The following is a 12,681-nucleotide window of genomic DNA, read 5'->3' as shown; positions in this document are numbered from 1 at the left end:
CTCATTTTTCAGGGCCATGATTTCGGCAACCCCTGGAACTGCATGAGCATGTTCCTGCTCATTTCGTTTGAAATGGGCGAGAACTGTATCTGGTAAGCATCCCGGACAAACATGGATATGGGATATTCGTTACAGATACCGTATCCGCCGAAGATCTCGGAACCAAACGTCGCCGCGTGCCGCGCCCCCTCAGCAGCCACGAGCTTCGCCATCGTCGCTTCAAGGTGATAGGGTTTCCCGGTGTCGCAGAGCCAGGCCGACTTGTAGGTGATGTTCCGGGAATTTTCGAGGTTGATATACATGTCGGCAAGATAGTTCTGGAGGATCTGAAACCGGCTGATGGGTCCCCCGAAGGCGGCCCTCTCCTGGACGTACTTGAAACAGAGATCATAGATGGCGGCAATGATCCCGACGCCCATCATGGCAACGCCGATCCGCTCGGGATTCAGGACGGTCATGATCTCGTAGAAGGCATTTCCCCGTGTACCGAGGAGGTTTTCTTTCGGCACCTTCACATCATCGTAAAATATCTCCACGGAATCACAATGGTGACAGCTTATCTTCGGAATGCTTCTGATCGTCACTCCCTTTGATCCACGGGGCACCATGAAATTGCTGAGAGACCGGCTGCGGCTCCCTTCTTTTTCCGTCCTGCAGATGGTGATCAGCGAATCGGCGACATGAGCGCCGGTGATAAAGACCTTCTGACCGTTGATGACCCAGTGGTCGTCCTTCTCTTCCGCCGTTGTCTTGATCGCCCCGAGGATATCGGTCCCTCCGCCCGGCTCGGTCAGGGCCATGCAGGTCTTGAACTTTCCTTCTCCGATGAGGGGGAGATAGGTGTCCTTCTGTTCCTTTGTCCCCAGTTCCCCGATGAATCGTACACCGAATCCCATGGTAACGCCCAGGGCCAGCGCGACCGACATGGAGCGGGCACAGATCTGCTCATAAGCGATCATCCCGTCAACCTGCCCCATTCCCTGTCCTCCGTATTCAACGGGGATCATTCCCCAGAACATACCCAGGTCGACGAACTTCTGCCAGAGTTCGTCGGGAGGAAAATTCACGTTCTCATCCATCCACTGCACATATTCCCAGGAGAGCTCCTTCTCGCAGAAGGAACGGAAGGTCTGCTGGATAATGGTCTGTTCTTCCGTAAATCCGAAGTCCATGGTTATTCTCCTTATTGAGTGTTCTCTTATTCCGACACATCCGATTCGATGTTCTTTTTCTTCTGGTCCTTCACGAGCTGGTCCGGTTTCGCCCGGTACATGTCCATGACGGTCTGGATATCGGGGGAATAGACAAGCCACTGGATGGCATTTCGCTCAACGGCCAGCGCTGTTTCAATAGAGCCGCTTTCCAGGGTCTTTGCCATGACCTCCTTCGCCATCCGAAGGGCGATGGGCTTCTTGGCGCCGATGTTCGTCACCACCTCTTCAAATCTCTCCTCAAACTCGTCATCGGGGAATACCCGGGTCAAAAATCCCATTTCGTACATCTCTCGCGCCGTGTAATCCTTCCGGCCGCTGTAAACGATCTCCCGTGCCCGGTAGACAGGCATGCTGCGCGGGAGCCTCGCCGTCCCGCCCCAGCCCGGCAGGATACCCATGTTGATCTCCGTCGTACCCATCCGTGCCGTTTCCTTCGCGTAGAGGAGATCACAGCACAGGGCCAGTTCGAGCCCGCCGGCAAGGCAGTGCCCGGTGATCTTGCCGATGACCACCTTCTCGCAGCCCGTAATCGCCCGCTGAACATCAAGCCCTTCATGTGAAAGCCAGTTCAGGGAATTCTGGTGTTCAGCCAGCGATGGGAACACATCCAGGTCCCCCCCGGTGCAAAAGGCCTTCCCGGCACCGGAAAAAACGACGACCCCCACAGAGGGCACATCCCTGACCCGCCGAAAGGCATCGATAAGCTCTCCCGCCATCTCTCTATTGATGGCATTGTATTTTTCCGGACGATTCATGGTGATCCGGCAGACGGCGTCGTTGGGACCGCCGATCTCATACAACAGTGTCTGATATTCACCCATGACGTGTCACCCCCTGTTCCTTTCTGTTTACCTACTGCCTTACCGGCCTGAAATAGGGCAGGTAAAACCCGCCCCGCTCATGGAATATCACCTCCACATCCATGCCGATCGCTATGTCCGCGGGTTCACAGTCCACGATCCGTGTCATCATCCGGATGCCCTCTTCAAGGTCCACGTAAGCGATGGTGTAGGGAAGCTCGTCCATGAACTTCGGCTCCACCATGCTGTATGCGGTGGAGAAGGAATATATCTTCGCCCTGCCGCTTCCCTCTATCCAATCCAGATTCCCGGACCAGCACTCCGGGCAGTATTTCCTCGGATAGAATATTTTGGATTTGCAGTCCTTGCATACCTGGATCAGCAGCTTCCCCTCTTTCGTGCCTTCCCAGAATTTCTCGGACCAGGGCTGAACTTCCGGTACCGGTTTGGTCATATCGAATTCCATGTCAGATCTCCTTTCCCCAGATGGTGGCGATATTGTTGAATCCCGAACCGCCGCCGGCATTCTGATAGACATATCTGCAGTTCTTCACCTGGCGCTCTCCGGCCTTGCCCATAAGCTGACGCGCGGTCTCGACATAGTGGGCTGCGCTCACGCCCGAACCGGTGTGTCCCCGACCCGGCGCATCGCCGATCGTGGACCAGGGAATATCGCCGCCGAAGGACATGCGACCCTCCAGGAAATACTGACCCGCTTTGCCGGGAGGCGCCACTTCAAGAAGTTCGGCTACCAGCGGATGGGCAAGAGGATAGGCGAGGTAACAGTTCCAGATGCTGACATCTTCTTTGGTAATACCCGCCTGGGCCATGGCCTCCCTGGCGGTTACCCGGAATCCTTCTTCAACTTTCTTGAAATCACGCATGACGCAGGTTCCACTGAAGTAGCGGACCGAATCGCCAAGTTTGTAAGCCGCCGGCCGTTTCATCTTCTGTGCGTCCTCTGCCGAAACCACCACCATGGCACATCCACCGTCACCCAGCACGTTGCTTTCCCGCTTGTGCAGCGGTGTATTGAGCAGATCGGAGGAGAGCACTTTTTCGACGGAGGGCACATCCTTTTTATAGAAGAACGAATTGGGGTCCCGTGATGCCCAGCTTCTGAGCGCCGTGACCACCGAAGCCATCTGTTCCGGCGTGCAGCCCGATTCATGCATGAACCGGTTTGCCATGAGGCCCATGATGATGTTGTACGTCGTGCCGTAGGGATATTCCCACTGGAGATCCACTCCCGCCTTGGCGAAAAAATTGATCTGATCCGCCAGGGGTATGGTGGAATGGACGGTCACGTGCTGTACCAGCACCGCTTTGGCTATACCGCTGTGAATCCACTGTTCGGCCATGCGCAGACAGTTCGAGGTTGAAGCCCCGCCTGCATTACAGCTCACCGTATCTTTGCACCCCTTGAGACCGAGTTCCTCGGGCAGCTTGCCGAAGGAAAGCTCCGCGGTTATCTTCGGCTGGGCCTGCGGCGAAACACTGACCACGCCTTCGATGTCGTTCTTGTGCAGTCCCGCATCTTTCACCGCCTCCATGCAGGTGTCGTAAATAATGTCCCAGTGAGTGCGTGTTGGCATATTGGCCGTTGGAACTTCGCCAATCCCGACAATGGCTATTTTCCCCTTGCTCATATGCAGACAACCTCCTTTGATCTCTGAATTGTTTTCATTGTATCGCGATAGATGCCCCGATATGACAGGATAGTTCTGTACTATATACAGTACTTGGTTGTCAATAATTATTTGCATGTTCTTATATTAATATTATTATCAGTATGTTACTGATATCTTCTTAATAGTGAGTATTAATTTTGTCACCATTATTAAAGAGTGTAACTGAATAGATGGGTACCGAAGAAAGGACTGGGTACATACGCATCTTCTGATACCGCAGTAAAAAGTCTTGACGGTCTTCAGCCTGAAATGAGAGGGGTTATGACGATATGGATGCACATCATTTATATAAGGAGGAATGACGGATGAAATCATACCGGGAGGAACTGTGGTTCAATATCCCCACGCGACGGGCCTTTGTCAATATCACCCCCCGGGTCGAGGAATGCCTGCGCTCGAGCGGCGTTCGGGAGGGCCTTGCCCTGGTGAACGCCATGCACATCACCGCCTCGGTCTTTATCAATGACGACGAATCCGGTCTTCATCAGGACTATGAACGATGGTTGGAAGAGCTGGCGCCTCACGAACCGATAGCACGCTACCGTCACAACCGGACCGGCGAGGACAACGGAGACGCCCATCTGAAACGGCAGGTCATGGGCAGGGAGGTCGTGGTGGCGATCACCGGAGGACGGCTCGATTTCGGTCCCTGGGAACAGATATTCTATGGAGAATTCGATGGGGGAAGGAGGAAACGGGTGCTGGTGAAGATCATCGGTGACTGACGTTTTGCAGTGAACCGCGGGTTTTCCCTTTCTGTCAGAGGATGGTACGCTTTCCGTTGTAGCGTTGCGTATCGTAATATTTCTCGACTTCAACGAGTCTCAGTTTGTCGACGACCTCCTTCAGGGGGACGGAGGTTATCTCTCCGTGTGAAAGGCTCACCATTCTGCCGTAATCCTCGTTCAGGATCATGTCAACGGCGGCGATCCCGAACCGGCGGGCCATCAGGCGGTCGCGGGCCGAGGGCACGCCCCCCCGCTGGAGATGGCTGAGAATGACGTACCGGGCCTCAAATCCGGTATTGCGTCCGATCTCATCGGCCACATAGGCCGCTATGCCGCCAAGTGAGCGGTGCCCGAAATCATCAAGTTTCGTGTCTTTCACAAACTCGCTCATCCCCTCGGGTTTCGCGCCTTCGGAAACGACAATGATACTGTACTGTATCTCCCTCCCTTCCCGTTCGCGAAGCAGGTCACAGACACGTTCCATGTTGAAGGGATGTTCGGGGATCAGAATGATGTACGCGCCGCTTGCCTCCCCGCCGTACAGTGCCAGCCACCCCGCATGGCGTCCCATCGTCTCAACCACGAATATCCTGCCGTGCGAACCCGCCGTGGTTCTCAGACGGTCGATCTCCTCTGTGATGATATTGACGGCAGAATCGAAACCAAGGGAATACTCGGTCCCCTCGAGGTCGCCGTCGATCGTCTTGGGAATACCCACGGTCCTGATACCCTGCCGGTACAGCATGTGAGCCACCCCGAGGGTGTCCTCCCCTCCGATGGCGACGATCACATCGATGCCGAGCTTTTCGATGTTTTCAAGGACCTGTTGTGACCGGTCATTTTTCGGATTGAAGGGGTTCGTCCGCGTCGTCCCGAGATTCGTGCCGCCCTGGCGGTCCCAGGCCCTGACAATTTCCTCGGTCAGCACCTTCAGGTGACGGCGGCGGCTTTCCTCGCTTTCAGGGTCCACCTCGATGAGCCCCCTCCAGCCCCCCATGACGCCGAGCACTTCAAACTTCTCAGATCGGTCCTCCTCGAGATGGAGGTCAAGGGCTGTTTTCGTTACCCACTTTACGGCCCCGTTGAGACCGGGACAATCCCCTCCCCCTGTCAAGACGGCTATCTTCATAAAAACACGGACCTCCCTTCCTACTCGACAAAGTGATGATTATCCTTTTCCGAAAAGGAAAATCGCAGCTGGTCCTCCCGATAGGGAAGTGATTCCCTGATCTCATCGGGAATGGTTCCCCATTTCGATTCGAACTGTTCGAGAGCGAGCCGCCGGCCTTTCAGAAAATCCGATACCTTGCGCCTCAGAAGTTCACGGTCCCGGAACATGGGGGACGCGTTCATCAGGTCCATGTTCGAGCGGTCGCTCTTGATGGGATAATGATACCCCAGGTGGTCCGGCTCCGATCCTATACGCAGTTGCGTCCGCATCACATCGCTGTAAGTCGCCAGAGACTGCCGCAGGGAAACCTTCATCTCGTGCTCCCCGATGGTCCCCGTGTTCGCCAGGTAACATTTGATCCGGTTCCGCCTGAGGATCTCGTAAAACAGCATGGCATGCTCGAGACGGTCTCCCGTCAGAAAGGGATCCAGAAACACCACGCGCTTGAACGTCCCTGCTTCCTCAGGATTGCCCCCCGTGCTCTCGATCGATTCCCCGTATATGAACTGCATCGTCGCCTGCTCCGGTGTCATCTTCGATATGACGTTCGCCAGGGGATTGCGCGTCAGCATGATGATAAAGTCCAGGCGGTCCGCCCGCAGGCCCTTGCTCGCCAGTCCCAGGTTGTCCCGCCGGATGACGGCCCGGCCGTTTCCTGTCTTGCTCAGGTCCATGAAATCCGGCATGTAAGGATATTTCGATATGGCAACGTTTTCCAGGAACGTGTCGGCGCTCAGCGCCGCCCGCAGGATCTCAGGCTGGTTTTCATCAAGACCTTCCGTCTTGATGTACACGCCGCCCATTTCAAAGGCCGCATAACTCCCGTCGAACCCGAGCGTGCCGCCGTCATCCCCTATCATCTCCGATGTCTCCCGGGGTAGCTTCGCCAGCTTCCGGCAGAGCGTCGTCGTCTTGCCCGTCGCCGTCAGCCCGGCAACCCCGGTCACCCGCTCCTGCAACTCAGGCCTTTCCGTCTCCAGGTCGTATATCCACAGGTTGTCCCTCCGGGCTCCGCAGTGCAGAAATATTCCCTGCCTGTCTATGGCCTTTACCCGCCATCCCTCGAACTGGAACACCCCTTTTTTCGCCTCTCCCAGATAGGTGCTGTTCCGGCATATCTTCACCTGGTCACCCCGGCGTTCACCCATCCACAACCGGATCGTCACGTCCTTCTCCAGGAGCTTTCTGACCTTGTTCCGTTCAAAGGAGTCATCGCTGAAAAATATCAAGGTATAGGTGGGCTCCTCCACTACCCGCGGCGCCGGCGTGTCCTCGAACAACAGCTTTAATCCGTAAGCGATCTGTATATACTGCTCCGGCATCAGAAAACGCGCCGTTACCCCATCGCGCCCGTCACCGATGATCGTGTCCAGTGATACCACCCGATCTCTCCGCAAGCGCTCAATGGCCTGCTGGGCAAGCCGTTCCTCTTCCTCGCCGAAAATATGGTCAACATTGTTCTTCGTAAAGGGCGCCGAGCGTGACATGGGTTCCGAATCGGCCGCCACCGACCCCAGGTTCGTCTGGATCACCCCTTCCTGCCGCAGGGAGAGCTCCTTCAACTGGTCAAGCCCCAGCCCCTCGAGCAACCGGCCCCCTTCACGGGCCTCCCGATAGATCGTCACCGCCGCTTCCTTGAAATAGTTTCTCATAACCCCCTGTTCTCCTCGTGTGATGAAGTTTGTAACTTTATGAAATGTAAAGAACTATGTCAAGAGGAATGACTGCCAGGGTAAAGTGGCAAAGCGACAAAGCGACAAAGTGTGAAAAGCAAAAAGAGTAAAGAAAAGTAGTTGCCTGATTCATCGGGCGCTTTTTAAAAAACGCCGACAAATCGGCATACTACGAAACAGGCCAAAAGACGTACACGGTAAATAATCGTAATCCGTAATCCGGAATCCTTCTAATCCATAATCCCATTAATCCTCAGGCATTAAGCCTTTTTATTCCTTGACCCCCGCTTTTCTTTTGTCTATAGGTTCCTCATGCCGCCAGACCACTGGAAGATAATAAAAAGTAAACGGGATTCGTCCTTTCGCGTCTTCAGCCTCAGGACGGACCGGGCACGGTCGCCGAGGACCGGCAAGGAACACGATTTTTTCATCCTTGAATCATCCTCCTGGATCAACGTCATCCCCCTTACCCGGGAGAATGACGTGGTCATGATCCGCCAGTATCGTCACGGTATCAGAAACGTAACCCTTGAGATCCCCGGCGGACTTGTGGAACCGGGAGACACGCCGCTCGACGCGGCCCGGCGCGAGCTTCGCGAAGAAACGGGGTATGAAGGGGAGGAACTGATATCCCTCGGGTTCGTTCATCCGAATCCAGCCATACAGAACAACCGCTGTTACACCTACCTGGCGACAAATTGTGTTCCCGCCGGCACACAGGAGCTCGACGAAAAGGAAGATATCGAGGTGATCACCTGCCCGCTCGATATTATTCCCCGGTTGATCCGCGACGGTGTCATCACCCATTCCCTGGTCGTTGTCGCCTTCTATCGATTTTTCATGGAATACCGCCTTCATCATGGAAAGAAGTGACCTCTACCGGTTCTGCCCGCTCTGCGGGGGTTCACTCGAAAAAAAGCAGATAAAGAAAGGTGAACCAGAGCGCCTTGTGTGCTCCCGGTGTTCATTCGTGTTCTATATAGACCCGAAGATCGCGGCCTGCACAATAATGGAAGTCGACGGAAAGATCCTGCTGGTGAAACGGGCGATCTCACCTTCCGCCGGCAAATGGGTGCTTCCCGGTGGCTTTGTCGATGCCGGTGAAGAGGTAGGGGAAGCGGCCGTCCGGGAAGCCTGTGAAGAAACAGGACTCGATGTGGCGATCCGCTCTCTTGTCGGCGTTTATTCATACTCCGGTGAATCGGTAGTGATCGTCGTCTACATTGCGGACATCACGGGAGGGACCGCGGAAGCACGGGATGAAACCCTGGAAGTGAAATTCTTCGCCCCATCCGAAATACCCTGGAATGAGATCGCATTCAGAAGCACCCGCGACGCCCTGAAGGACTATCTGAGGGGCAGAGGGGATTAAAGATTAGAAGGATTACGAATTACGATTATTTACCGTGTACGTCTTTTGGCCTGTTTCGTAGTATGCCGATTTATCGGCGTTTTTTAAAAAGTGCCCGATGAATCGGGCAACTACTTTTCTTTACTCTTTTTGCTTTTCACACTCTGTCGCTCTGCCCCTCTGTCGCTTTGCCCCTTTATCAATATTTCCTGTCATTTGTTCGGCTTTTCCATTATAATTTTTAACCGTTTGAATTGTAACCACTTTTCCAGTCGTATCTGAAGCCCGGCGCAAGAGGAGGAATTCGCGAAACGGCACCCCCCATCATTCGCCGCCGGGGGAAAGGAGAAAGGTTATGATGGATATCCTGTTCAAAAGGGCTTCTGAAAAAGCGGGGCTCCCCCCCGGCACCATCGTTCACGTGGGAGAAAAGAAATCGGAAACGGTGGAAATATCCCTTATCGATTATGACGCGACCTCCCACCGCGAGATGGACGTTAAAAACATTGAAGATGTCCTTCCCTTCAAGGAAACACCCGCGGTCACCTGGGTCAATATCGACGGTCTCCATGATGTCGACATCATCGAGAAGGTAGGCGGATATTTCAACATACATCCCCTGGTCCTGGAAGATATCGTCCACACGGGCCAGCGGCCGAAGTTCGAGGAACTTGAAGAATACATTTTTGTCATCCTGCGAATGTTCTATTTTGGCACCGATGGCGAATCCATAGAGTCCGAACAGGTAAGCGTGATCCTGGGACCGAATTACGTCATATCCTTTCAGGAAAGAACAGGGGACATCTTCAACGCACTGAGGGAGCGGCTTCGCAACGGACGCGGCCGCATCCGCCGGATGGGGGCAGATTATCTGGCCTATTCACTCATGGATTCGATCGTCGACAACTATTTCGTCATCCTCGAGCGATACGGTGAGCAGGTGGAACTGATCGAGGAAGAGCTCGCGAAACAGCCCGATACCGGAACCATGGCGACGATACACCGCCTGAAAAAGGAAGTGGTCATGCTGCGGAAGTCCATCTGGCCGCTCCGGGAAATAGTAAGCGGCCTCGAGCGAAGCGAATCGGAGCTTGTGAAAGAATCAATGAGCATATTTCTCCGGGACCTGTACGATCATACGATACAGGTGATCGACGCCGTCGAGGCATACCAGGACGTGCTGTCGGGACTGCTCGACCTGTATCTTTCGAGTATCAGCAACCGCATGAACGAGGTCATGAAAGTGCTGACCATCTTCGCCACCATATTTATTCCCCTCACCTTCATAGCGGGTATTTACGGCATGAACTTCGAATACATGCCGGAATTGAAGTGGCATTGGGCATACCCGGTTTTCTGGATCGTCATTATTGCCGTATCAGCGGTCATGCTGATCTTTTTCCGCCGGAGAAAGTGGTTTTGATCCGACACCACTGTTGTGAACAGAGACTCCCATGAAACGATCCACTAACAGCAACAGCATGCCCGGGAACGCCGCCGCCAAACTGGGCACCTTTGGGGGCGTTTTCACGCCGAGCATCCTGACGATCCTCGGCATCATTCTCTTCCTGCGGCTTGGTTATGTCGTTGGGAGCGCGGGCCTTGGAAAGGCATTGCTCATCATCGCCCTCGCGAACACGATCTCTATCCTCACCAGTGTTTCCCTCTCGGCGATCGCCACAAATCTCAAGGTCAGGGGAGGCGGAGATTATTATCTCATCTCGCGGACGCTGGGTGTTGAGTTCGGCGGGGCCATCGGCGTTGTTCTCTTTCTTGCCCAGTCCGTATCGATCGCCTTCTACTGTATCGGTATGGGGGAAGCGGTGGCCGGCATGTTTTCCGAAACCCCGCGCTGGCTTCCACAGGTCCTCGCCGCGGCGGCCGTGGCCGTTCTCTTTGTGTTCGCCTGGCTGGGGGCCGACTGGGCGACCCGATTCCAGTATGTCATCATGATCATCATGACCGCCGCCATAATTTCATTCTATGCCGGCGCCCTGGGCAACGTCGACGGGTCGCTCCTGGTTCGGAACTTGACACAGCCCGAGGGCGGTCCACCCTTCTGGGTCATTTTCGCAATTTTTTTCCCGGCCGTGACAGGCTTTACCCAGGGAGTGAGCATGTCGGGTGATCTAAAGGACCCGGGAAAGAGCCTGCCCCTGGGGACGTTTGCCGCCGTCGGCATATCGATCGTCATTTACTTTACCGTGGCCCTTATATTTGCTGCGGTCCTTCCCCTGCAGGACCTGAGCGGCGATTATGGGGCAATGAAGCGCGTGGCCACCGCCGGGTGGCTCATCAATGCGGGAGTTATCGCGGCGACAGTCTCATCGGCCATGGCCTCATTTCTTGGAGCACCGAGGATCCTTCAATCCATGGCGAAGGACCGCATATTTTCCTTTCTCATCCCCTTTGCCGAGGGATGGGGTCCGATGGACAACCCCCGCCGGGGCGTCATCCTGTCCTGCATCATCGCCCTGGTCACCGTAGCACTGGGAAACCTGAACATGATCGCACCCGTGGTCTCCATGTTCTTTCTCATTTCCTACGGGCTCCTCAACTATGCCACCTACTATGAATCGCGGGCCGGCAGTCCCTCCTTCCGCCCCACCTTCCGGTGGTTCGACCAGCGCCTGAGCCTTCTGGGGGCGCTTGCCTGCCTGGGCGTCATGCTGTCCGTCAATTTTATCGCCGGGTGCATTGCCGGCGGCGTTCTCTTCGGCATCTACCAGTACCTGCAGCGAACCGCGGGACCGGCACGATGGGCCGACAGCAAGAACGCCTACCACTTCAAGCTCATGAGGGACCACCTCCTCGCCATCCCTGAAACGATAGAACATCCCCGGGACTGGCGGCCGCAGATACTTGCCTTCTCCGACGACCCGGAGCGGAGGAAATGCCTGCTGCGGTTCGCGTCCTGGGTGGAAGGAAAAAGCGGTATCACGACGGCGGTCAAGATACTTGAAGGCCGGGGCAAAAAGATGGAGGAACGGAGGGCCGCGGCGGAAGAAGAACTCCGTGCCGATATCGTCGCCGAGGGCATCGACGCCTTCGTGAAGGTCATCACGGCAGCCGATTTCCGGACAGGGGCGGAATTGCTCGTTCAGTCCTTCGGGATCGGGCCCGTCAAACCCAACACGATCCTGCTGAACGGCCCCGAACAGCTCAGAAGTGTCAAGGAACAAAAACTTTACGGCAGGTACCTCACTGAAGCCATCCGCATGGGCTGCAACGTCCTGGTCCTTCATGTCGATGACCCGACCTGCGGTTCTGAAATCCATGAACCATCAAAACCCCGGCATATCGATGTCTGGTGGCGTGACGACGCCACGGGCAGGCTGATGCTTCTCCTGGCCTATCTCATGACCAGGACGGAAGACTGGGAGACGGCGCGGATCCGCCTGCACGTGGCGAGTTCCCCCGAAGAAGCCGGGGAAAACAAGAAACGGATCGGCGTCTTTCTCGACGATGTAAGGATCGCAGCCCGCATCATGATCGTGGAAAAGGCCACCATAGACAGGGTCGTGGAAGATTCCACCGGGGCGTCGATGGTATTTCTGCCCCTGGCGATCGGTAAAAAAGGGCCGGCGGGGCCATACGGCGTTCACCTGGAAACCATATTCTCAAAGCTTTCCACCGTGGTCCTTGTGACCGCCGCTGAAGATATCGATCTCGAAGCGCTCCCGGAAGAGGGTCCGAAGGCTGATCTCGCCGCCGCCCGCGACAGGGCGGCCGATGCCGAGAAAAAGGCCCGGGAGATGGAAAAACAGGCCTCTGAGGCGGTCGCTGAAGGAAAGGACCGCATCGCCGGCATCCGCACGCTGCTCGAAAGCGAGGAGGACACGGACAAGCGCAAAGAACTGGAAAAGGCTGTGAAGGATATTGAGGACCGCTTAAAGGAAGCGGAAAGTGTCGCCAGTGAAGCCCGCAGGGAGGCGGAGGAAGCAGCCGCGGCCCTTGAGGAACTGGACGGTCACCCCCCGGCGGAAAGTTCCCCGGGTGAGGCAAGGCCGAAGAACAGTTCATGACAGAAGAGGGAATGTCCTTTTGTCGACT

General features: G+C 55.5%; 11 protein-coding genes. 5 read left to right on the top strand and 6 right to left on the bottom strand.

Going from position 1 to position 12,681, the window contains the following annotated elements; translation table 11 throughout:
• Nucleotides 1–8: 8 nt before the first annotated feature.
• From JXO48_03055 to JXO48_03040, 4 genes are read right to left on the bottom strand one after another with little or no spacing between them, the layout of a single operon-like run.
• On the bottom strand, nt 9–1,172 hold the full coding sequence (locus JXO48_03055) for an acyl-CoA/acyl-ACP dehydrogenase (protein MBN2282847.1): 1,164 nt from the start codon (nt 1,170–1,172) through the stop codon (nt 9–11).
• Between the two features lie 26 nt (nt 1,173–1,198).
• A complete protein-coding gene (locus JXO48_03050; GenBank protein MBN2282846.1) occupies nt 1,199–2,035 on the bottom strand; it encodes an enoyl-CoA hydratase/isomerase family protein in 837 nt (278 codons plus the stop codon).
• Nucleotides 2,036–2,066: 31 nt separating this feature from the next.
• Complete coding sequence (locus tag JXO48_03045) at nt 2,067–2,540, bottom strand: Zn-ribbon domain-containing OB-fold protein (protein MBN2282845.1); 474 nt, start codon at nt 2,538–2,540, stop codon at nt 2,067–2,069.
• On the bottom strand, nt 2,482–3,663 hold the full coding sequence (locus JXO48_03040; protein MBN2282844.1) for a thiolase family protein: 1,182 nt from the start codon (nt 3,661–3,663) through the stop codon (nt 2,482–2,484). Before JXO48_03040 ends, JXO48_03045 begins: the two co-directional genes overlap by 59 nt.
• Nucleotides 3,664–4,010: 347 nt before the next feature.
• On the opposite strand from JXO48_03040, the gene JXO48_03035 reads away from it, so the two are divergent.
• Nucleotides 4,011–4,430 (top strand): YjbQ family protein, encoded by a 420-nt coding sequence (locus tag JXO48_03035; protein ID MBN2282843.1) that lies wholly within the window; start codon nt 4,011–4,013, stop codon nt 4,428–4,430.
• Nucleotides 4,431–4,464: 34 nt separating this feature from the next.
• Here JXO48_03035 and JXO48_03030 read toward each other — a convergent pair whose 3' ends face one another.
• Both JXO48_03030 and JXO48_03025 read right to left on the bottom strand, forming a co-directional pair.
• The gene (locus JXO48_03030; protein ID MBN2282842.1) at nt 4,465–5,562 is read right to left on the bottom strand and encodes an ATP-dependent 6-phosphofructokinase; all 1,098 of its coding nucleotides are present in this window, start codon (nt 5,560–5,562) and stop codon (nt 4,465–4,467) included.
• 20 nt (nt 5,563–5,582) lie between these two features.
• The gene (locus JXO48_03025; protein MBN2282841.1) at nt 5,583–7,256 is read right to left on the bottom strand and encodes a phosphoenolpyruvate carboxykinase; all 1,674 of its coding nucleotides are present in this window, start codon (nt 7,254–7,256) and stop codon (nt 5,583–5,585) included.
• 333 nt (nt 7,257–7,589) lie between these two features.
• Here JXO48_03025 and JXO48_03020 point away from each other — a divergent pair, with 333 nt between their 5' ends.
• From JXO48_03020 to JXO48_03005, 4 genes are all read left to right on the top strand, one after another.
• Nucleotides 7,590–8,150, top strand: a complete 561-nt coding sequence (locus tag JXO48_03020) for an NUDIX hydrolase (protein ID MBN2282840.1) — start codon at nt 7,590–7,592, stop codon at nt 8,148–8,150.
• The gene (locus tag JXO48_03015) at nt 8,137–8,649 is read left to right on the top strand and encodes an NUDIX hydrolase (protein MBN2282839.1); all 513 of its coding nucleotides are present in this window, start codon (nt 8,137–8,139) and stop codon (nt 8,647–8,649) included. The genes JXO48_03020 and JXO48_03015 overlap by 14 nt, the downstream gene beginning before the upstream one ends.
• 337 nt (nt 8,650–8,986) lie before the next feature.
• Nucleotides 8,987–10,051, top strand: coding sequence for a magnesium/cobalt transporter CorA (gene corA / locus JXO48_03010; GenBank protein ID MBN2282838.1), 1,065 nt, complete (start codon nt 8,987–8,989; stop codon nt 10,049–10,051).
• A gap of 31 nt (nt 10,052–10,082) precedes the next feature.
• Nucleotides 10,083–12,653 carry an amino acid permease gene (locus tag JXO48_03005; GenBank protein ID MBN2282837.1) on the top strand — a complete coding sequence of 857 codons (2,571 nt, stop codon included), beginning with the start codon at nt 10,083–10,085 and terminating at the stop codon, nt 12,651–12,653.
• The last annotated feature ends 28 nt before the right edge of the window (nt 12,654–12,681 follow it).

It is taken from the genome of Deltaproteobacteria bacterium (assembly GCA_016933965.1).
Classification (GTDB): Bacteria; Desulfobacterota; Syntrophia; order Syntrophales; family UBA2210; genus JAFGTS01.
Note: the sequence above shows the minus strand (reverse complement) of the source record. Positions and strands in the feature narration are given on the sequence as shown.